Consider the following 19,790-nt stretch of genomic DNA (forward strand, 5'->3'; position numbering starts at 1 on the left):
GGACGCCGGCGCTGCTCGCTTCCCATTGCGCTATCGGCGGATTCCGTCTATAGTCGGCGGGATGGACACCATCCAGTTCCCCTTCTTCTCCCTTCAAGCCGGCGCGCCCCTACGCACGCTAGCGCTAGCGCGCCTGCCACGCTGATCTCGCTCGCCCTCCGTAAGCCTCGTTCATTGTCAGCGTCGCCATCGGTGGCGCGAACACCCGAAATCCGTTTTAGACACTGAACAAGTCCCCCTGGAGACCCGAAATGGCAGCAGAAAAACTCATCATCTTCGATACGACGTTGCGTGACGGCGAACAATCGCCCGGTGCGTCGATGACGAAGGAAGAGAAAATCCGCATCGCGAAGCAACTTGAACGCATGAAGGTCGACGTGATCGAAGCGGGCTTCGCGGCCAGCTCGAACGGCGATTTCGACGCGATCCACACGATCGCCGGCATGATCAAGGACAGCACGATCTGCTCGCTCGCCCGCGCGAACGACAAGGACATCCAGCGCGCCGCCGACGCACTCAAGCCCGCCGACCACTTCCGCATCCACACGTTCATCGCCACCTCGGCGCTGCACATGGAGAAGAAGCTGCGCATGTCGCCCGAGCAGGTGCTCGAGCAGGCAAAGCTCGCGGTGCGTTTCGCGCGCAAGTTCACGAACGACGTGGAGTTTTCGCCCGAAGACGGCAGCCGCTCGGACATGGACTTCCTGTGCCGCGTGCTCGAAGCCGTGATCAACGAAGGCGCGACCACCATCAACATCGCCGATACGGTCGGCTACGGCGTTCCCGAGCTGTACGGCAACCTCGTGAAGACGCTGCGCGAGCGCATTCCGAACTCGGACAAGGCCGTGTTCTCGGTGCACTGCCACAACGACCTCGGCATGGCCGTGGCGAATTCGCTGGCCGGTGTGCAGATCGGCGGCGCGCGCCAGGTGGAGTGCACGATCAACGGTCTCGGCGAGCGCGCGGGCAACACGTCGCTCGAAGAAATCGTGATGGCCGTGAAGACGCGCAAGGACTACTTCGGCCTCGATCTCGGCATCGACACCACGCAGATCGTGCCGGCGTCGAAGCTCGTTTCGCAGATCACCGGTTTCGTCGTGCAGCCGAACAAGGCCGTGGTGGGCGCGAACGCGTTTGCGCACGCCTCGGGCATCCACCAGGACGGCGTGCTCAAGGCGCGCGACACCTACGAAATCATGCGCGCGGAAGACGTGGGCTGGAGCGCGAACAAGATCGTGCTCGGCAAGCTCTCGGGCCGCAACGCGTTCAAGCAGCGCTTGCAGGAACTGGGCATCACGCTCGACAGCGAAGGCGAAATCAACAACGCGTTCGCGCGCTTCAAGGAACTGGCCGACCGCAAGGCCGAAATCTTCGACGAAGACATCATCGCGATCGTCACGGAAGAGTCGGCGCAGGCGCAGGATCAGGAGCACTTCAAGTTCGTCTCGCTTGCGCAGCACTCGGAAACGGGTGAGCGTCCGCACGCACGTGTGGTGTTCTCGGCAGACGGGAAGGAAGTGACGGGCGAAGCCGCGGGCAACGGCCCGGTGGACGCCACCCTCAATGCCATCGAAACCGAAGTGGGCAGCGGCTCGGAATTGCTGCTGTACTCGGTGAACGCGATCACGACGGGCACGCAGGCGCAGGGCGAAGTGACGGTGCGCCTTTCGAAGGCCGGCCGCATCGTCAATGGCGTGGGCACCGATCCGGATATCGTCGCGGCTTCGGCGAAGGCGTATATCTCGGCGCTCAACAAGCTCTACTCGGGCGACAAGGTGAATCCGCAGCGCTCTGAAGCGATGTAATTCGAGGCGAGGCGACTCGCGTCGCATCACGTCGTTACGCCGACGACGCAATGAAAAACCCCCGGGCTCGCAAGAGCGCGGGGGTTTGTTTTTCTGCGGCGCGGTTAGAACAGGCTGCGCCGATCCGGATCGTGCAGCGGATCGGGCGTCTTCTGCGTGAGCCGCAGAATGCCCTGGTCGTCGAAGTAGAAGCTGTAGAGCATGTACCAGACGTTGTCTTCGAGGTAACGGTAGGTCCACGCTTCCTTCCTCATCAGCGGGAAGTAGGCGGTTTCGACCGGGCGGCCGAAGTTCACGAGCACGTCGCTGCGCGTCCATTTGCCTATTTCCGCGCGGTAGAACTCGTTGGGCTGCAGCACCTGGCGCACGTTCACGACCCGGCCGCTGGCGTCGATGTCGGCGGCCGTGGTGGTTTCGCCCATCGGCTGGGTGGGCCACATCAGTCGCTTGCCGCCGTCGGGCAGATCGTAGGTTTCGGCCGGCGGCCCGAAGCGGGCAACGACCGATTGCGCGTCGTCGCCTGCGTGGAATTGCTGCCACGGCTGCGCGCAGCCGGCGAGCGCGAGGGCGCCCACGCCCGCGAGGAGGCCGAGGCGCAAGCGGCGCGAGGCGAGGCGCACGGGCGTTGCGAGGGAGGTGGATAGACGCGTGAGCATGATGATGTCCCCCGATGGCAAGGTTCCAATGACCGCCGTGAATGTGGAACCCTTATTTTGACACGGCGCGCCGCGCTCGCGGGCCGGGCCTGCCCGGTCCCGCGGTCGATCGCGGCCTTGCCGTCGCACCGTCTCGCGGCCTATGATCCGCGCTTCGAATGAATATCCTGCTGGCATCGACAATGAGAGAGAAGCGCATAACGGCACGCGTGACGCGCGTGGCAGCGGCCATGTTCGCCCTGGCGGCCATGGCGGCGGGGCTCGCGGCAGCAACCGGGGCCCATGCGGACGAGACGGTCACCGGCAAGCCGATCCAGCTCGCGCTCATCGAAGGCATGTCCGGTCCGTTCGCGGACGCGGGCGCCGCCGTCGAGCGCAATCTGCGCTTCGGCGTGGAGCGGGTCAACGCGAGCGGCGGCGTCGTGCTGCGTGACGGACGGCATCCGCTTGAACTGGTCACGCTCGACAGCAAGGGCAGCCCCGAGGCGGCGCTCGTGCAGTTGCGCATGGCGCAGGACCGCCGCATCGGCTTTGTCATGCAGGGCAATAGCTCGGCGGTGGCGGCGGCGCTCGTGACGGCGATCGTTCGCCAGAACGAGCGGGACCCGGAGAACCGCCAGATCTTCCTCAACTATTCCGCCGACGATCCCGCGCTCACGAACGCGAACTGCAGCTTCTGGCACTTCCGCTTCGACGCGCACGCGGGCATGCGCATGGACGCGCTCGCGGACGTGATCGCCGCGGACAAGTCGGTGAAGAAGGTGTATCTGCTCAACCAGGACTACAGCTTCGGCCACGATGTGAGCACGCTCGCGCGCGCGGCGCTCGCGAAGGACCGCCCCGACATCGCCATCGTCGGCGACGAATTCCACCCCATCGGCCGCGTGAAGGACTTCGCGCCGTACATCGCCAAGATTCGCGCCGCTGGCGCGGACGCCGTCATCACCGGAAACTGGGGCAACGACCTCACGCTGCTTGTGAAGGCTGCGCGAGAGCAGGGGCTCGACGCGAAGTTCTACACGTTCTACGGCAACAGCCTGGGCGCGCCGGCGGCGCTGGGCGACGCGGGCGTGAAGCGCGTGATCGCCGTGGCCGACTGGCATCCGAACGTGGGCGGCGCGGCCTCGGACGCGTGGTACCAGGCGTTTCGCGCGCGTTACCCGGCGGCCAGGGATGACTACCCGGTGCTGCGCATGTCGATGATGGTGGAGATGCTCGCGCAGGCCATGACGAAGGCCGGCACGGCCGACCCCGAGGCGGTCGCGAAGGCGCTGGAGGGCATGCACTTCAAAGGCGGCGAAGCGGGTTTCCACCCCATGGGGATGCGCGCCGACGACCATCAGGTGATCCAGCCCCTTTACGTCATGGAGATGGACAAGCAGGGGACGCCCGGCGTGCGCTACGACAACGAGGGTTCGGGCTACGGCTTTCGCACCGTGCTGACGCTGCCCGCGGAGCGCACCGCGCCTGTGACCGTCTGTCAGATGAAACGGCCTTGACGGTGTTCCTTTCAGGCGGGTTCGCGGCAAATCGGGGCTGTGCTACAATACGCGCCTTGTCGCGAACCTGCGGCAAGACACTCATGTAGTGAGAACCAAGCCACGGCACGGCCTTTCTTCCGTGACCGCTCGTTTGTTTTAAAGGAAAAGCAAAATGTCCGTAGCAGATATCAAGAAGTCCGACGTCGTCGCGCAATTCGCGCGCGGCACCAACGACACGGGTTCGCCCGAAGTTCAGGTTGCACTCCTGACGTCGCGTATCAACGAACTGACCTCGCACTTCAAGTCGCACGCGAAGGATCACCACAGCCGCCGCGGTCTGCTGCGCATGGTGAGCCGCCGCCGCAAGCTGCTCGACTACCTGAAGGGCAAGGACGCCGACCGTTACCGCGCGCTGATCGAAAAGCTGGGTCTGCGTAAGTAATCGGAAGGTCTTCCGCAAAGATGCCTGTGTCAGTTCCGCTGATGCAGGCATTTTGTTTTTGAACGGCGCGCTTCATTCCGTTTTTACGGGCCAAAAGTCGTTCAAAACAAAGGCATCACCATGTAGCACCAGCAGTGCAAGCAGCAGGGCCGGGCCGTGGGGCAGAGCTTTGTGTCATTCCAGCAGATCGTGCGCCGCTGTGTCGCAACGTCGCGATCCGCTGGAATGGCATAACACTCCTCTTCCTGCGCGGTGCCGGAGCCTGTCTTGCCGCGTCGTCCGCGTGTGCGGGCGGCGATAACAAATGAGTAAGGAGTGAGTGACCATGACCATGTTCAATAAAGTCGTGAAAGAATTCAAATGGGGCCAGCATAACGTTCGCCTCGAAACGGGCGAAATCGCTCGTCAGGCAAGCGGCGCCGTCATTGTCGACGTCGAAGATACCGTCGTGCTCGCGACCGTCGTCGGCGCAAAGACCGCCAAGCCGGGTCAGGACTTCTTCCCGCTCACCGTCGACTACATCGAAAAGACCTATTCGGCCGGCAAGATCCCAGGCGGCTTCTTCCGCCGCGAAGGCCGTCCGTCGGAAGGCGAAACGCTGATCTCGCGCCTGATCGACCGTCCGCTGCGCCCGCTCTTCCCGGAAGGCTATTACAACGAAGTCCAGGTCGTGATCCACGTCCTGTCGATCAACCCGGAAGTGCCGGCTGACATTCCCGCGCTGATCGGCGCGTCGGCTGCGCTGGCGATCTCGGGTCTGCCGTTCAACGGTCCGGTGGGCGCCGCACGCGTGGCCTACATCAATAACGAGTACGTGCTGAACCCGACGCGCGCGCAGATCAAGGAATCGCGCCTCGACCTCGTCGTGGCCGGTACCGAGCGCGCCGTGCTGATGGTGGAATCGGAAGCCGACCAGTTGCCGGAAGACGTGATGCTCGGCGCGGTCGTGTTCGGCCACGAGCAAATGCAAACGGCTATCGACGCGATCCACGAACTCGTGCGCGACGGCGGCAAGCCCGAGTGGGACTGGACGCCGGCGCCGAAGGACGAAGCGCTCATCGCGCGCGTCACGGCCATCGCCAACGAGAACCTGCTCGCCGCGTACCAGTTGCGCGACAAGCAACAGCGTTCGGCCAAGCTGAAGGAAGTCTACGCAGCGACGTCGGCGAAGCTCGAAGAAGAAGCGGCTGCGGCCGGCACGACGGCGGCCGACAAGGCCACGGTCGGCAACATCGTGTTCGACCTCGAAGCGAAGATCGTCCGCTCGCAGATCCTGAACGGCGAGCCGCGTATCGACGGTCGCGACACGCGTACGGTTCGTCCGATCGAAATCCGCACGGGCGTCCTGCCGCGCACCCACGGTTCGGCGCTCTTCACGCGCGGCGAAACGCAGGCGCTGGTGGTGGCCACGCTCGGCACGAAGGGCGATGAGCAGATCATCGACGCGCTCGAAGGCGAGTACCGCGACCGCTTCATGCTCCACTACAACATGCCTCCGTTCGCGACCGGCGAAACGGGTCGCGTGGGCTCGCCCAAGCGTCGCGAAATCGGCCACGGCCGTCTCGCCAAGCGCGCGCTCGTCGCGTGTCTGCCGAGCGCCGAAGAGTTCGGCTACTCGATCCGCGTGGTTTCGGAAATCACCGAATCGAACGGTTCGTCGTCGATGGCTTCGGTGTGCGGCGGCTGCCTCGCGCTGATGGACGCCGGCGTGCCGATGAAGGCGCACGTCGCGGGCATCGCGATGGGCCTGATCCTCGAAGGCAACAAGTTCGCCGTGCTGACCGACATCCTCGGCGACGAAGATCACCTCGGCGACATGGACTTCAAGGTCGCGGGTACGGAAGCTGGCGTGACCGCGCTGCAGATGGACATCAAGATCCAGGGCATCACCAAGGAAATCATGCAGGTCGCGCTCGCGCAAGCGAAGGAAGGCCGTATGCACATCCTCGGCAAGATGACCTCGGCGGTTGCGGGCGTGAACACGGAACTGTCGGCGTACGCGCCGCGCATGATCACCATCAAGATCAACCCGGAAAAGATCCGCGACGTGATCGGCAAGGGCGGTTCGGTGATCCGCGCGCTGACGGAAGAAACCGGCACGACCATCGACATTTCGGACGACGGCGTCGTGACCATCGCTTCGACGTCGAGCGAAGGCATGGCCGAAGCGAAGAAGCGCATCGAGAACATCACGGCCGAAATCGAAGTCGGTCAGGTGTACGAAGGCGCGGTCCTCAAGCTGCTGGACTTCGGCGCGATCGTGAACCTGCTGCCGGGCAAGGATGGTCTGCTGCACATCTCCGAAATCGCCAACGAGCGTATCAAGGACATCAACGACTATCTGAAGGAAGGCCAGATCGTGAAGGTCAAGGTCATCCAGACGGACGAGAAGGGTCGCGTGCGCCTGTCGGCCAAGGCGCTGCTCAACGAGCAGACCGGCGGCGCACCGCAAGGCGAACCGCAGCAGTAAAGCGGTAAGCTCGAACGGCCGGCAGCGTGTCACGCGCGCCGGCCGTTTTTTTATCAGAATGTGAGGCAGGGAAGGCATTGCGCCTGCGCGGCGGACGCAATGCCATCCAGACCAGCGCTTGAAGCTTCAGGGAGATGCAAGATGAAGGCAGTCGAGATTACGGAATTCGGTGCGCCGGACGTGCTCAAGCTGGCCGAACGGCCAACCCCCGAGCCGAAGGCCGGCGAAGTGCTGATCAAGGTCAGCGCCTCGGGTGTGAATCGTCCCGACGTGTTCCAGCGCAAGGGCTCGTATGCGCCCCCGCCGGGCATTTCCGATCTGCCGGGTCTGGAGGTGGCAGGCGAGATCGTCGGCGGCGCGATCGACGAGAAGAACAATCCGTTCGGCCTGAAGATTGGCGACCGGGTGTGCGCGCTGATCGCGGGCGGCGGGTACGCCGAATATGCGGTCGCGCCGCTCGGCCAATGCCTGCCGGTGCCGAAGGGCCTCACGGATATCGAGGCCGCCTCGCTGCCCGAAACGTTCTTCACTGTCTGGAGCAACGTGTTTCAGCGCGCGTACCTCGGCCAGGGCGAAGGCGGCGAAAACGAGACGCTGCTCGTGCAGGGCGGTTCGAGCGGTATTGGCGTGACGGCGATCCAGATCGCGCATGCGCTTGGTTTTCGCGTGTTCGCGACCGCGGGCTCCGACGACAAGTGCCGCGCCTGCGAGGCCTTGGGTGCTGACCGCGCCATCAACTACCGCACCAGCGACTTCGTGGAGGTCGTGAAGGCGCTCACGAACGATCGCGGCGTGGACGTGATTCTCGACATGGTGGCCGGCGGCTATGTGGCGCGCGAGCTTTCGGCGCTCGCAACGGGCGGCCGCATCGTGATCATCGCGACGCTCGGCGGCTCGAAAGCCGAACTCAACATGGGCGAGATCCTGCGCCGCCGCCTCACGGTGACCGGCTCAACGCTGCGCGCCCGCTCGGTCGAGTTCAAGGCGCGGATCGCGCAGGAACTTAAGGATAAGGTCTGGCCCCTGATCGAAGAGGGCCGCATCAAACCCGTTGTGTTCCGCGTATTTCCCGCTGCGCAGGCCGCTGAGGCTCACGCGCTGATGGAAAGCAGCGAGCATGTCGGCAAGATCGTGCTCGACTGGAATAGCGCGGCCTGACGCCATATCGGCGCGGGCCACCGGCTCGCGCTTGATTTTTCTGGATTTTTTCGCGTGTTTTGGCGCATCGCGAACGGGTTGGTTTGACCCACCTGGATTTCACGCAGTAAAATTATGTGTTTTGCGTCCGCTTTTAACAGCAACCGGAACAATGACGAAACAACGATCGAAGCTCGTAGTCGGTAACTGGAAGATGCATGGCCGCCTCGCGACCAATGCGGCACTGCTGGAAGGCATGGCGCGCGGCGCGCAGGCCCTCTCCCCGGACGTGCGTGTTGGTGTGTGCGTGCCGTTCCCGTATCTCGCGCAGGCGCAGGCGCTGCTCGGCGGCAGCCGGGTTCAGTGGGGCGCGCAGGACGTCTCGGCGCACGATCAGGGCGCCTATACGGGCGAAGTCGCGGCCGGCATGATCGCCGACTTCGAATCCGTTTTTGCGATCGTTGGTCACTCGGAGCGTCGCGCTTACCATGGCGAAAGCTCCGAACTCGTCGCCGTGAAGGCGCAGCGCGCGCTGGCGGCGGGCCTCACGCCCATCGTCTGCGTGGGCGAAACGCTCGAAGAACGCGAATCGGGCGCGACCGAGCGCGTGGTCGGCGCACAGCTCGACGCCGTGCTGGCCGCGCTGCCGGTTGAAGAGGCGGCGCGTATTGTCGTTGCTTACGAGCCGGTCTGGGCGATCGGCACGGGCAAGAGCGCGACCTCGGAGCAGGCGCAGCAGGTTCACGCGTTCCTGCGCTCACGCCTTGCCGCCAAGGGCGCGCAGGTGGCGGACGTGCCGCTGCTCTATGGCGGCAGCGTGAAGCCGGAAAATGCGGCGGAACTGTTCCGTCAGGCCGACATCGATGGCGGTCTGATCGGCGGTGCGGCGCTGAAAGAGGGTGATTTCCTTGCGATCTGCGCGGCCGCCACGGCGGGCGCCAGTGTCGCGAGCTAAAGGCTTGCGCACGAGGCGTTCGAAATAAAGCGCGTCGTGCGGGCTGCTTATGCGTTTGCTCCGGGAGGGGCGGGCGTTCAACCAGGACTCAGGTGAGTGTGATGCTGTATTTGAAAACGTTGATTATCGTCGTTCAGCTTCTGTCGGCGCTCGGGGTGATTGGCCTCGTTCTGCTGCAGCACGGCAAAGGCGCGGACATGGGCGCCGCATTCGGCAGCGGCGCGTCGGGCAGTCTGTTCGGCGCGAGCGGCTCCGCGAACTTTCTTTCGCGCACTACCGCAGTTCTCGCAACGGTGTTTTTCGTATCGACCCTTGCGTTAACTTACCTGGGGTCGTATCATGCGAAGCCTTCGGCGGGCGTGCTTGGCGCTTCGGTTCCAGCCCCGGCGCAGGTGAATCCGGCCTCGGCGCCGGGTGCTTCGGCACCGGTTGCAGCGGCTCCTGGCGCGGTTGCTCCGGCGGCGGCTTCGCCGGCTGCAGCAGCCTCGCAACCGGGCAACGACGTGCCGAAATAAATTTGAAAAACTTGTTTTGTGCGTTGAACAAAGAACGGAAACAAGTTAGAATTTAAGTCTTGAAGCGATTCGCGGGTTGCAAGATTTTGTTGTCCCGGATTGCATGTAGTGCCGACGTGGTGAAATTGGTAGACACGCTATCTTGAGGGGGTAGTGGCGAAAGCTGTGCGAGTTCGAGTCTCGCCGTCGGCACCAATGTTATCTAAAAAATGCCAGCCGCTTGCTTCAGCTTCGGCTGGCATTTTTGCTTCTTACGTCGTGTTCGTCTTCTGTTCGCAGCGCGAAGTACGTGAAGTGATTCCCGCGGAGCGATGCAAGTTCCAGCGGAGCCTCAGAACCAACCGATATAGAGGATAGCCTTGAACCTCGCTGCCTATTTCCCCGTCCTTCTGTTTCTCCTCGTGGGTGTTGGTCTGGGCATAGCGCTAGTGACAATCGGCAAGGTCCTCGGTCCCAACCGGCCGGACAGCGAAAAAAATTCGCCGTACGAGTGTGGCTTCGAAGCGTTCGAAGACGCGCGCATGAAGTTCGACGTACGCTACTACCTGGTCGCCATCCTTTTCATCATCTTCGACCTCGAAACGGCGTTCCTGTTTCCGTGGGGCGTGGCCCTGCGCGACATCGGCTGGCCCGGCTTCCTGTCGATGATGCTGTTTCTGCTCGAATTCCTGCTGGGCTTTGCCTACATCTGGAAGAAGGGTGGTCTCGACTGGGAATAATGGGTTAATCGCCGGATAGCATGGGCGGCACTGCGGGGAAACTGTGGGCTGTCCGTCTGGAGTGGAAAGCACATGAGTATCGAAGGGGTCTTGAAGGAAGGGTTTGTCACCACCACGGCTGACAAGCTGATCAACTGGACGCGCACCGGCTCGCTGTGGCCGATGACGTTCGGTCTGGCGTGTTGCGCGGTCGAGATGATGCACGCGGGCGCGGCCCGTTATGACCTCGACCGTTTCGGCGTGGTGTTCCGTCCGAGCCCGCGTCAGTCGGACGTCATGATCGTCGCCGGCACGCTCTGCAACAAGATGGCGCCTGCGCTGCGCAAGGTCTACGACCAGATGGCCGAGCCGCGCTGGGTCATTTCGATGGGGTCGTGCGCCAACGGCGGCGGCTACTACCACTATTCGTATTCGGTCGTGCGCGGGTGCGATCGCATCGTGCCGGTCGACGTCTATGTGCCGGGATGCCCGCCGACAGCGGAAGCCCTGGTCTACGGGGTGATCCAGTTGCAGGCGAAGATTCGCCGCACCAGCACCATCGCCCGTCAATAAAGGCCGAGTGCCTCCCCACAATATGGCAAGCAAACTCGAGACCCTGAAAGCGAACCTCGAAACGGCCCTCGGCGCGCGCATCGTCAGCCTCACCGAGGCCCTCGGCGAGCTGACGCTGGTCGTCAAGGCGGGCGAGTCCCTCGCGGTGGCCAGGGAGCTGCGCGACAATCCCTCGCTGCGCTTCGAACAACTGATCGACCTGTGCGGCGTCGACTATCAGACCTTCGGTGACGGCGCGTGGGAAGGCCCGCGCTTCGCCGCCGTGTCGCATCTGCTCTCGCTCGCGAACAACTGGCGCGTGCGTTTGCGCGTGTTCGCGCCGGACGACGAAGTGCCGATCGTGCCGTCGCTCGTCGAGATCTGGAATTCGGCCAACTGGTACGAGCGCGAGGCGTTCGACCTGTTCGGCATCGTCTTCGAAGGCCACCCCGACCTGCGCCGCATCCTGACCGACTACGGTTTCATCGGGCACCCGTTCCGCAAGGACTTCCCGGTTTCGGGCTATGTCGAAATGCGTTACGACCCGGAGCAGAAGCGCGTGGTCTATCAGCCCGTCACGATCGAGCCGCGCGAGATCACGCCGCGTGTGATCCGCGAAGATCGCTACGGCGGTCTGAAGAAACACTAAGAGGGTCGCATGTCAGAGATCAAGAACTACACGCTCAACTTCGGCCCGCAGCACCCGGCAGCGCACGGTGTGCTGCGCCTCGTGCTCGAACTCGACGGCGAAGTGATCCAGCGCGCCGATCCGCATATCGGCCTGCTGCATCGCGCGACCGAGAAGCTCGCCGAAAGCAAGACGTTCATCCAGTCGGTGCCGTACATGGACCGTCTCGACTACGTGTCGATGATGGTCAACGAGCATGGCTATGTGATGGCCATCGAAAAGCTGCTCGGCATCGATGTGCCGATCCGCGCGAAGTACATCCGCGTGCTGTTCGACGAAGTTACGCGCGTGCTGAACCATCTCATGTGGATCGGCTCGCACGCGCTCGACGTCGGCGCGATGGCGGTGTTCCTCTACGCGTTCCGCGAGCGCGAAGACCTGATGGACGTCTACGAGGCGGTGTCGGGCGCGCGCATGCACGCGGCTTACTATCGTCCGGGCGGCGTGTACCGCGATCTGCCCGACGCGATGCCGCAATACAAGGCGTCGAAGATCCACAACGAGAAGGCGCTCGCCCGCATGAACGAGGCGCGCCAGGGTTCGGTGCTGGACTTCATCGACGACTTCTTCACGCGCTTCCCGGGTTGTGTCGACGAGTACGAAACGCTCCTCACCGACAACCGCATCTGGAAGCAGCGTCTCGTCGGCATCGGCGTGGTGAGCCCCGAGCGCGCCATGCAGCTCGGTCTCACGGGCGCGATGCTGCGCGGTTCGGGCATCGAATGGGATCTGCGCAAGAAGCAGCCGTACGAAGTCTACGACCAGATGGACTTCGACATTCCGGTGGGCGTGAACGGCGACTGCTACGACCGCTATCTCGTGCGTGTCGAAGAAATGCGTCAATCCACCCGCATCGCGAAACAGTGCATTGAGTGGCTGCGCAAGAATCCGGGTCCTGTGATGATCGACAATCACAAGGTTGCGCCGCCCTCGCGTGTGAACATGAAGTCGAACATGGAAGAGCTGATTCACCACTTCAAGCTCTTCACGGAAGGCTTCCATGTGCCCGAAGGCGAGGCATACGCTGCCGTCGAACATCCGAAGGGTGAATTCGGCATCTACCTGGTGTCAGATGGCGCGAACAAGCCTTATCGTCTGAAGATCCGTGCGCCGGGTTATGCCCACTTGTCCGCGCTCGATGAAATGGCGCGCGGCCACATGATTGCCGACGCGGTCACGATCATCGGCACGCAGGACATCGTGTTCGGTGAGATTGACCGTTGAAGCGCGACCGCCAGGGCGGTGCGCAGTAAGGTGCGTCCGGTCCCGGGCGCGCGCAGCATGGAACGCCACGTCTGTCGCAGCGAGTGTATGAAACGCGCGGCAGGTTTTCGTTCGGTAGGAATTGAAAGAGTCGTGTCTGAAAATGATCTCAGCTGAAGGCCTGAAAGAAATCGATCGCGCGTTGACGAAGTACCCCGCCGATCAGCGACAGTCCGCCGTGATGGCGGCTTTGGCCGTGGCTCAAGAAGAGCACGGCTGGCTGTCTCCCGAAATCATGCAGTTCGTGGCCGAGTACATTGGCATGCCGCCTGTCGCGGTGCAGGAAGTCGCCACGTTCTACACGATGTTCGAGACGAAGCCGGTCGGCAAGCACAAGATCACGCTCTGCACGAATCTGCCCTGCCAGCTCGGACCCGAAGGCGGCTCGGAAAGCGCCGCCGAATACCTGAGGCAGAAGCTCGGTATCGACTTCGGCGAAACCACGCCCGACGGCAAGTTCACCTTGAAAGAAGGTGAGTGCATGGGCGCGTGCGGCGATGCGCCGGTGATGCTCGTGAACAATCACCGCATGTGCAGCTTCATGAGCCGCGAGAAGATCGACCAGCTGCTCGAGGAGCTTTCGAAATGACTTCGTTGCACGACCGTCACATCAAACCGCTGATTCTCGCGGGCCTCAATGGCGAGAACTGGCATCTCGAAGACTACGTCGCGCGCGGCGGCTACAAGCAGTTGCGCCGTATTCTCGAAGAAAAGATTCCGCCCGAGCAGGTGATCGCCGACGTGAAGGCGAGCGGTCTGCGCGGCCGCGGCGGCGCGGGCTTTCCGACGGGCCTGAAGTGGAGCTTCATGCCGCGTCAGTTCCCGGGGCAGAAGTATCTCGTCTGCAACTCGGACGAAGGCGAGCCGGGTACGTTCAAGGACCGCGACATCCTGCGCTGGAATCCGCATAGCGTGATCGAAGGCATGGCCATCGGCGCGTACGCGATGGGCATCACCGTGGGCTACAACTACATCCACGGCGAAATCTTCGAGGTGTATCGCCGCTTCGAGGCTGCGCTGGAAGAAGCGCGCCAGGCGGGCTATCTCGGCGACAACATTCTCGGTTCGGAGTTCTCGTTCCAGTTGCACGCGCACCATGGCTATGGCGCGTACATCTGCGGCGAAGAAACCGCGCTGCTGGAGTCGCTCGAAGGCAAGAAGGGCCAGCCGCGCTTCAAGCCGCCTTTCCCGGCGAGCTTCGGCGTGTACGGCAAGCCCACGACGATCAACAACACCGAGACTTTCGCCGCGGTGCCGTTCCTGCTGACCGTGGGTCCGCAGACTTACATGGAACTCGGCAAGCCGAACAACGGCGGCACGAAGATCTTCTCGATCTCGGGCGACGTGGAGCGTCCGGGCAACTATGAGATTCCGCTCGGCACGCCGTTCGCGACGCTCATGGAACTGGCCGGCGGCATGCGCGGCGGCAGGAAACTGAAGGCCGTGATTCCGGGCGGCTCGTCGGCGCCGGTCATTCCTGGCGACCTGATGATGCAGACGGACATGGACTATGACTCCATCGCCAAGCAGGGCTCGATGCTCGGCTCGGGCGCGGTCATCGTCATGGACGAAACGCGCTGCATGGTGCGCTCGCTGCTGCGTCTTTCGTACTTCTATTACGAAGAGTCGTGCGGCCAGTGCACGCCGTGCCGCGAAGGCACGGGCTGGCTGTACCGCGTGGTGAACCGCATCGAGCACGGCGAGGGCCGCCAGGAAGACCTGGACCTCTTGAACTCGGTGGCGGGCAACATCATGGGCCGTACGATCTGCGCGCTCGGCGACGCGGCGGCCATGCCGGTGCGCGGCATGCTGAAGCATTACTGGGACGAATTCGAATATCACGTGCACAACAAGCGTTGTCTCGTCGGCGGTCATGCCGGCTCGCACGCGGCACCGGAAACGGTGGCCGCCTGAAGGGCGAAGGACAGCGCGTTGTGCCGGGTTGCGCACAATGCCACGTAGCACGACGCAACGGGGAATGCCGCTGTGAAATTGAGCGGTAACAGGTTAGGGACGATTAACCATCATGGTTGAACTTGAAATAGACGGCAAGCAGGTGCAGGTGCCCGAGGGCAGCATGGTGATCCAGGCTGCTCAGCGCGTGGACACGTACATCCCGCACTTCTGCTATCACAAGAAGCTCTCCATCGCGGCCAACTGCCGGATGTGCCTCGTCGATGTCGAGAAGATGCCGAAGGCCGTGCCCGCGTGCGCGACGCCGGTGTCGCAAGGCATGGTCGTGCGCACCATGTCGGACAAGGCCGTGCAGGGTCAGCAAGCCGTGATGGAATTCCTGCTGATCAACCACCCGCTCGACTGCCCGATCTGCGACCAGGGCGGCGAATGCCAGCTCCAGGATCTGGCCGTGGGTTACGGCAAGTCCGCGTCGCGCTACAGCGAAGAAAAGCGCGTGGTGTTCCACAAGAACGTCGGCCCGCTCATCTCGATGGAAGAGATGTCGCGCTGCATCCACTGCACGCGCTGCGTGCGCTTCGGCGACGAAATCGCCGGCGTGATGGAACTGGGCATGCTCGGCCGCGGCGAGCACTCGGAAATCACTTCGTTCGTCGGCAAGACGGTCGACTCGGAACTCTCGGGCAACATGATCGACCTGTGCCCGGTCGGCGCGCTCACGAGCAAGCCGTTCCGCTTCTCGGCGCGTACGTGGGAACTCTCGCGCCGCAAGTCGGTGAGCCCGCACGACGCGACGGGTGCGAACCTCGTCGTGCAGGTGAAAAACAACCGCGTGATGCGCGTGCTGCCGTTCGAGAACGAATCCATCAACGAATGCTGGATCTCGGACAAGGACCGTTTCTCGTACGAAGGCCTGAACAGCGAAGACCGTCTCACGCGCCCGATGATCAAGCAGGGCGGCGAGTGGATCGAGACCGACTGGCAGACCGCGCTCGACTACGTCGTGAAGGGCATCAAGGGCATTGCCGACGAACACGGCGAGAACCAGCTCGCGCTGCTCGCGAGTCCGCACAGCACGCTCGAAGAACTCTATCTCGCGAAGCAGTTCGCGGACGCCATCGGCACGCCGAACGTCGACTTCCGCCTGCGCCAGAGCGACTTCTCGGCGCCGCTCGAAGGCGCGCCGTGGCTCGGCACGAAGATCGCCGAACTCTCGTACGCCGATTCGGCGTTCGTGATCGGCTCGTTCCTGCGCCGCGACCATGCGCTGTTCGCCGCGCGTCTGCGCCAGGCCGCGAAGGGCGGCGCACAGGTGTCGTTCCTCAATGCCACGGCCGACGGCTCGCTGATCCCGAACGCACAGCGCATCGTCGCCGCGCCTTCGGCATGGCTCGACGAACTCGCCTCGATCGCAGCGGCGGTTGCCGACGCGAAGGGCGTTGCGTTGCCGGAAGGCTTCGCAGGCGCGCAGGCTAGCGATGCCGCGAAGCAGGTCGCCGCATCGCTTGTGAGCGGCGAGCGCCGCTACGTGCTGCTTGGCAACGCCGCGGTCCAGCATCCGGAATTCTCGCGCCTGCACGCCGCCGCGCAGTTCATCGCCGAAACGACGGGCGCGACGCTCGGCTTCCTCACTGAAGCGGCCAACACGGTCGGCGCGCATATCGCCGGCGCACTGCCGGGCCGCGACGGCCTGAACGCACGCGAAGCGTTCGAGCAGCCGCGCAAGGGCTATCTGCTCTTCAACGTCGAGCCGGAATTCGATACGGCAAACCCGGCCGCCGCGCGCGCCGCGCTTGCGCAGGCCGAAATGGTCGCCGTGTTCTCGCCGTACAAGACGGGCCTCGACTACGCGGACGTGCTGCTGCCCATCGCGCCGTACACGGAAACGTCGGGCACGTTCATCAACGCCGAAGGGACGGCGCAGACGTTCAACGGCGTCGTGCGTCCGCTCGGCGACACGCGTCCGGCATGGAAGGTTCTGCGCGTGCTCGGCACGCTGCTGGGCGCCAGGGGCTTCGAATACGACACGGCGGAAGAAGTGCGCCGCAAGGCGCTCGGCGACGGCAGCTTCGAAGGCCGTCTGTCGAACAAGGCCGGCGCCGCGATTGCGCGCGGCAGCCTCGCGAAAGCCGCGCAAGGCCGCCTCGAACGCATCGCCGACGTGCCGATTTACCACGCCGATCAAATCGTGCGCCGCGGCGAAGCGCTGCAGCTCACGATGGCTGCCCGCGTCGCGAACGCAATCGGTCTGCCGGCCGCATACTTCGACCAGCTCGGCCTGAAGGAAGGCGACGCCGTGCGCGTGCGCCAGGGCGACCTGTCGGTAACGGCGCCCGCAACGCGCGATGCGAATCTTGCGCCGACGGTGGTGCGCGTGTCGGCGGCGACGCCGGCCGGGGCGCAACTCGGCAGCCTGTTCGGTGAACTGCTGGTGGAGAAGGCGTAAATGAGCTTGTTCGATACGATCAATGCAGGCGGCAGCCAGTTGCTCGGCGTGGCATGGCCCACCGTCTGGGCGCTGGTGCGCATTCTCGTCGTCGCGGTGGTGATCCTGCTGTGCGTCGCGTACCTGATCCTCTGGGAGCGCAAGCTGATCGGCTGGATGCACGTGCGTCTCGGTCCGAACCGCGTGGGCCCCGCCGGTCTGTTGCAGCCGATCGCCGACGTGCTGAAGCTGCTCCTCAAGGAAGTGATTCAGCCCGCGCAGGCAAGCCGCTGGATCTACATGGTCGCGCCGATCATGGTGGTGGTGCCGGCCTTCGCGGTCTGGGCGGTGATTCCGTTCCAGGCGGGCGCGGTGCTCGGCGACATCAACGCGGGTCTGCTCTACGCGATGGCGATCTCGTCGATCGGCGTCTACGGTGTGATTCTGGCGGGCTGGGCTTCGAACTCGAAGTACGCGTTCCTCGGCGCCATGCGCGCGGCGGCGCAAATGGTGTCGTACGAAATTTCGATGGGCTTCGCACTCGTCGTCGTGCTGATGGTGTCGGGTAGCCTGAACCTTTCGGTGATCGTCGAAGGCCAGATGCGCGGCATGTTCGCCAACTGGGGCATCACGTTCCTCTCGTGGAACTGGCTGCCGCTCCTGCCGATGTTCGTCGTCTACTTCATCTCGGGCATTGCCGAAACGAACCGCCATCCGTTCGACGTGGTGGAAGGGGAGTCGGAAATCGTTGCGGGTCACATGATCGATTACTCGGGGATGGCGTTCGCGCTGTTCTTCCTCGCCGAGTACATCAACATGATCGTGATCTCGGCGCTCGCCTCGGTGCTGTTCCTCGGCGGCTGGAGCGCCCCGTTCGGGTTCCTCGACTTCATCCCGGGCGTGTTCTGGTTGGTGCTGAAGGTCTTCTGCCTGCTGTCGGTGTTCATCTGGGCCCGCGCGACGTTCCCGCGCTATCGCTATGACCAGATCATGCGTCTCGGCTGGAAGGTGTTCATTCCGGTGTGCATCGTGTGGCTGATCGTGGTCGGCTTCTGGTACATGTCGCCGTTGAGCATCTGGAAATAAGGGGCGAACACAACCATGAACGCTATCCAAAACTTCTTCAAGACGTTTTTCCTGACCGAGCTGCTCAAGGGCCTCGCGCTGACGGGTCGTTACACCTTCAAGCGCAAGTTCACGGTGCAGTTCCCGGAAGAAAAGACGCCCATTTCCCCGCGTTTTCGCGGTCTGCATGCGCTGCGCCGCTATGAAAATGGCGAAGAGCGCTGCATCGCGTGCAAGCTGTGCGAGGCCGTGTGCCCCGCGCTCGCGATCACGATCGAATCGGAAGTGCGCGAGGACAACACGCGCCGCACGACGCGTTACGACATCGACCTGACCAAGTGCATCTTCTGCGGTTTCTGCGAAGAAAGCTGCCCGGTCGACTCGATCGTCGAAACGCACATTCTCGAGTATCACGGCGAGAAGCGCGGCGATCTGTATTTCACGAAGGATATGCTGCTGGCCGTCGGCGATCGCTATGAAGCGCAGATCGCGGCGAACAAGGCAGCGGATGCACCGTACCGTTGATCTTTCAGTTTGACGCTGCATCGGCCCGCGGTCCGGGCCGGCTGTGGGGAACGCGTGTGCCGAACGCCCGCGCTTTACCGCAGCCTGACCGCCGCGGCGCGACGCTCCCTGGTCTGGCCGCCAGTTTGCGCCGCGCAATCCGCTTCACGAAGGCCTCAACGATGAACCAGTAATCATGGAATTCACGACCGTCCTGTTCTACATCTTCGCGCTGCTGCTCACGCTGTCAGGGCTGAAGGTGATCACTTCGCGCAATCCTGTCGCGTCTGCGCTCTTCCTCGTGCTCGCGTTTTTCAACGCGGCCGCGATCTGGATGCTGCTCGAGGCCGAATTCCTCGCGATCCTGCTGGTGCTCGTCTACGTGGGCGCGGTGATGGTGCTGTTCCTGTTCGTGGTGATGATGCTGGACATCAACATCGACGTGCTGAGCCGCGACTTCAAGCGCTTCATCCCCGTGGCGACCATCGTGGGCGCGATCATCGTGGTCGAAACCGCGCTGATCCTGTGGCACGGCTACGGCGCGACGAGCACGCCGGTGCCCGACACCACGCCGGCCGCCGCCGCCGCGATCTCGAACGCGCACCTGATCGGCAAGATCATCTACACCGACTACATCTTCGCGTTCGAAGTGGCCGGCCTCGTGCTGCTGGTGGCGATCGTCGCGGCCATCGCGCTGACCGTGCGCGAGCCGAAAGACTCGAAGCGCCAGAACGTGTCGAAGCAGGTGAGCGTGCGCCGCCAGGACCGCGTGCGCCTCGTGAAGATGGCCGCCGTCGTGGAAGTGCCGGAGCCGGCGGAACCGGCGCAGGCCGAAGCCGCACCGGCTGCCGGCGCTGCCCCGGCCGCACCGGCAACGAAGAGCTAAGCGCGAAGGAGCGAACCATGCTGACACTGGCCCATTACCTCGTCCTCGGCGCGATCCTTTTTGCGATCTCGATCGTTGGCATTTTTCTCAATCGGCGCAACGTCATCATCATCCTGATGGCGATTGAGCTGATGCTGTTAGCGGTGAACACGAACTTCGTCGCGTTCTCGCATTACCTCGGTGACGTTCACGGACAGATTTTCGTGTTCTTCGTGCTAACTGTTGCGGCAGCGGAAGCCGCGATTGGTCTGGCTATTCTTGTGACTCTGTTCCGCAGCCTCGACACGATCAACGTCGAGGACCTCGATCAGCTCAAAGGCTAAGGCAGGCTGCT

General features: G+C 63.4%; 19 protein-coding genes and 1 tRNA gene. 19 read left to right on the plus strand and 1 reads right to left on the minus strand.

The genetic code is table 11. The features are described from left to right. The first annotated feature begins 251 nt into the window (after window positions 1-251). A complete protein-coding gene (locus tag U5768_RS26545; RefSeq protein ID WP_322033347.1) occupies window positions 252-1,805 on the plus strand; it encodes a 2-isopropylmalate synthase in 1,554 nt (517 codons plus the stop codon). Between the two features lie 104 nt (window positions 1,806-1,909). On the opposite strand, the gene U5768_RS26550 is transcribed toward U5768_RS26545, so the two are convergent. Beyond that, the gene (locus tag U5768_RS26550) at window positions 1,910-2,461 is read right to left on the minus strand and encodes a hypothetical protein (RefSeq protein WP_322033348.1); all 552 of its coding nucleotides are present in this window, start codon (window positions 2,459-2,461) and stop codon (window positions 1,910-1,912) included. Window positions 2,462-2,709: 248 nt separating this feature from the next. Here U5768_RS26550 and U5768_RS26555 point away from each other — a divergent pair, with 248 nt between their 5' ends. From U5768_RS26555 to nuoK, 18 genes are all read left to right on the plus strand, one after another. Next, the gene (locus U5768_RS26555) at window positions 2,710-3,960 is read left to right on the plus strand and encodes a branched-chain amino acid ABC transporter substrate-binding protein (RefSeq protein WP_322033393.1); all 1,251 of its coding nucleotides are present in this window, start codon (window positions 2,710-2,712) and stop codon (window positions 3,958-3,960) included. A gap of 154 nt (window positions 3,961-4,114) precedes the next feature. Further along, on the plus strand, window positions 4,115-4,384 hold the full coding sequence (rpsO, locus tag U5768_RS26560) for a 30S ribosomal protein S15 (RefSeq protein WP_042271770.1): 270 nt from the start codon (window positions 4,115-4,117) through the stop codon (window positions 4,382-4,384). Between the two features lie 325 nt (window positions 4,385-4,709). Then, window positions 4,710-6,854, plus strand: coding sequence for a polyribonucleotide nucleotidyltransferase (gene pnp / locus U5768_RS26565; RefSeq protein ID WP_322033349.1), 2,145 nt, complete (start codon window positions 4,710-4,712; stop codon window positions 6,852-6,854). Between the two features lie 141 nt (window positions 6,855-6,995). Continuing rightward, window positions 6,996-8,012, plus strand: a complete 1,017-nt coding sequence (locus U5768_RS26570; RefSeq protein ID WP_322033350.1) for an NAD(P)H-quinone oxidoreductase — start codon at window positions 6,996-6,998, stop codon at window positions 8,010-8,012. 151 nt (window positions 8,013-8,163) lie between these two features. Continuing rightward, entirely contained in the window at window positions 8,164-8,946 is a 783-nt protein-coding gene (gene tpiA, locus U5768_RS26575; RefSeq protein ID WP_322033351.1) for a triose-phosphate isomerase, read from the plus strand. A 101-nt stretch (window positions 8,947-9,047) separates the two neighbouring features. Then, the gene (gene secG, locus U5768_RS26580) at window positions 9,048-9,461 is read left to right on the plus strand and encodes a preprotein translocase subunit SecG (RefSeq protein ID WP_322033352.1); all 414 of its coding nucleotides are present in this window, start codon (window positions 9,048-9,050) and stop codon (window positions 9,459-9,461) included. A 110-nt stretch (window positions 9,462-9,571) separates the two neighbouring features. Then, window positions 9,572-9,656: transfer RNA gene (locus U5768_RS26585), tRNA-Leu, on the plus strand. A gap of 164 nt (window positions 9,657-9,820) precedes the next feature. Further along, window positions 9,821-10,180 (plus strand): NADH-quinone oxidoreductase subunit A, encoded by a 360-nt coding sequence (locus U5768_RS26590; protein WP_028205678.1) that lies wholly within the window; start codon window positions 9,821-9,823, stop codon window positions 10,178-10,180. A 72-nt stretch (window positions 10,181-10,252) separates the two neighbouring features. Next, window positions 10,253-10,732, plus strand: a complete 480-nt coding sequence (locus tag U5768_RS26595) for a NuoB/complex I 20 kDa subunit family protein (protein ID WP_027819582.1) — start codon at window positions 10,253-10,255, stop codon at window positions 10,730-10,732. A gap of 22 nt (window positions 10,733-10,754) precedes the next feature. Continuing rightward, window positions 10,755-11,360 carry an NADH-quinone oxidoreductase subunit C gene (locus tag U5768_RS26600; protein ID WP_322033353.1) on the plus strand — a complete coding sequence of 202 codons (606 nt, stop codon included), beginning with the start codon at window positions 10,755-10,757 and terminating at the stop codon, window positions 11,358-11,360. 9 nt (window positions 11,361-11,369) lie between these two features. Continuing rightward, window positions 11,370-12,623, plus strand: a complete 1,254-nt coding sequence (locus tag U5768_RS26605; protein ID WP_322033354.1) for an NADH-quinone oxidoreductase subunit D — start codon at window positions 11,370-11,372, stop codon at window positions 12,621-12,623. A 142-nt stretch (window positions 12,624-12,765) separates the two neighbouring features. Beyond that, on the plus strand, window positions 12,766-13,251 hold the full coding sequence (nuoE, locus tag U5768_RS26610) for an NADH-quinone oxidoreductase subunit NuoE (RefSeq protein WP_322033355.1): 486 nt from the start codon (window positions 12,766-12,768) through the stop codon (window positions 13,249-13,251). Beyond that, window positions 13,248-14,576, plus strand: a complete 1,329-nt coding sequence (gene nuoF / locus U5768_RS26615; protein ID WP_322033356.1) for an NADH-quinone oxidoreductase subunit NuoF — start codon at window positions 13,248-13,250, stop codon at window positions 14,574-14,576. The genes nuoE and nuoF overlap by 4 nt, the downstream gene beginning before the upstream one ends. 112 nt (window positions 14,577-14,688) lie before the next feature. Next, window positions 14,689-17,022: an NADH-quinone oxidoreductase subunit NuoG gene (gene nuoG / locus U5768_RS26620; RefSeq protein WP_322033357.1), complete on the plus strand. Its 2,334-nt coding sequence runs from the start codon at window positions 14,689-14,691 to the stop codon at window positions 17,020-17,022. After that, entirely contained in the window at window positions 17,023-18,087 is a 1,065-nt protein-coding gene (gene nuoH, locus U5768_RS26625) for an NADH-quinone oxidoreductase subunit NuoH (RefSeq protein WP_233880948.1), read from the plus strand. Between the two features lie 15 nt (window positions 18,088-18,102). Further along, window positions 18,103-18,591 (plus strand): NADH-quinone oxidoreductase subunit NuoI, encoded by a 489-nt coding sequence (gene nuoI / locus U5768_RS26630; protein WP_069265275.1) that lies wholly within the window; start codon window positions 18,103-18,105, stop codon window positions 18,589-18,591. A gap of 175 nt (window positions 18,592-18,766) precedes the next feature. Continuing rightward, window positions 18,767-19,456: an NADH-quinone oxidoreductase subunit J gene (locus U5768_RS26635; RefSeq protein ID WP_322033358.1), complete on the plus strand. Its 690-nt coding sequence runs from the start codon at window positions 18,767-18,769 to the stop codon at window positions 19,454-19,456. A 17-nt stretch (window positions 19,457-19,473) separates the two neighbouring features. Continuing rightward, the gene (gene nuoK, locus U5768_RS26640) at window positions 19,474-19,779 is read left to right on the plus strand and encodes an NADH-quinone oxidoreductase subunit NuoK (RefSeq protein ID WP_006052894.1); all 306 of its coding nucleotides are present in this window, start codon (window positions 19,474-19,476) and stop codon (window positions 19,777-19,779) included. Window positions 19,780-19,790 lie beyond the last annotated feature (11 nt).

The sequence above is a fragment of the Paraburkholderia sp. J76 genome (assembly GCF_905220295.1).
Taxonomy (GTDB): domain Bacteria; phylum Pseudomonadota; class Gammaproteobacteria; order Burkholderiales; family Burkholderiaceae; genus Paraburkholderia.

Excerpts from the sequence above, each read along its gene's own strand:
- U5768_RS26545 (WP_322033347.1), top strand. The coding sequence starts at position 252 with ATGGCAGCAGAAAAACTCATCATCTTCGATACGACGTTGCGTGACGGC.
- U5768_RS26550 (WP_322033348.1), bottom strand. The coding sequence starts at position 2,461 with ATGCTCACGCGTCTATCCACCTCCCTCGCAACGCCCGTGCGCCTCGCC.
- U5768_RS26555 (WP_322033393.1), top strand. The coding sequence starts at position 2,710 with ATGGCGGCGGGGCTCGCGGCAGCAACCGGGGCCCATGCGGACGAGACG.
- rpsO (WP_042271770.1), top strand. The coding sequence starts at position 4,115 with ATGTCCGTAGCAGATATCAAGAAGTCCGACGTCGTCGCGCAATTCGCG.
- pnp (WP_322033349.1), top strand. The coding sequence starts at position 4,710 with ATGACCATGTTCAATAAAGTCGTGAAAGAATTCAAATGGGGCCAGCAT.
- U5768_RS26570 (WP_322033350.1), top strand. The coding sequence starts at position 6,996 with ATGAAGGCAGTCGAGATTACGGAATTCGGTGCGCCGGACGTGCTCAAG.
- tpiA (WP_322033351.1), top strand. The coding sequence starts at position 8,164 with ATGACGAAACAACGATCGAAGCTCGTAGTCGGTAACTGGAAGATGCAT.
- secG (WP_322033352.1), top strand. The coding sequence starts at position 9,048 with ATGCTGTATTTGAAAACGTTGATTATCGTCGTTCAGCTTCTGTCGGCG.
- U5768_RS26595 (WP_027819582.1), top strand. The coding sequence starts at position 10,253 with ATGAGTATCGAAGGGGTCTTGAAGGAAGGGTTTGTCACCACCACGGCT.
- U5768_RS26600 (WP_322033353.1), top strand. The coding sequence starts at position 10,755 with ATGGCAAGCAAACTCGAGACCCTGAAAGCGAACCTCGAAACGGCCCTC.
- U5768_RS26605 (WP_322033354.1), top strand. The coding sequence starts at position 11,370 with ATGTCAGAGATCAAGAACTACACGCTCAACTTCGGCCCGCAGCACCCG.
- nuoE (WP_322033355.1), top strand. The coding sequence starts at position 12,766 with ATGATCTCAGCTGAAGGCCTGAAAGAAATCGATCGCGCGTTGACGAAG.
- nuoF (WP_322033356.1), top strand. The coding sequence starts at position 13,248 with ATGACTTCGTTGCACGACCGTCACATCAAACCGCTGATTCTCGCGGGC.
- nuoG (WP_322033357.1), top strand. The coding sequence starts at position 14,689 with ATGGTTGAACTTGAAATAGACGGCAAGCAGGTGCAGGTGCCCGAGGGC.
- nuoH (WP_233880948.1), top strand. The coding sequence starts at position 17,023 with ATGAGCTTGTTCGATACGATCAATGCAGGCGGCAGCCAGTTGCTCGGC.
- nuoI (WP_069265275.1), top strand. The coding sequence starts at position 18,103 with ATGAACGCTATCCAAAACTTCTTCAAGACGTTTTTCCTGACCGAGCTG.
- U5768_RS26635 (WP_322033358.1), top strand. The coding sequence starts at position 18,767 with ATGGAATTCACGACCGTCCTGTTCTACATCTTCGCGCTGCTGCTCACG.
- nuoK (WP_006052894.1), top strand. The coding sequence starts at position 19,474 with ATGCTGACACTGGCCCATTACCTCGTCCTCGGCGCGATCCTTTTTGCG.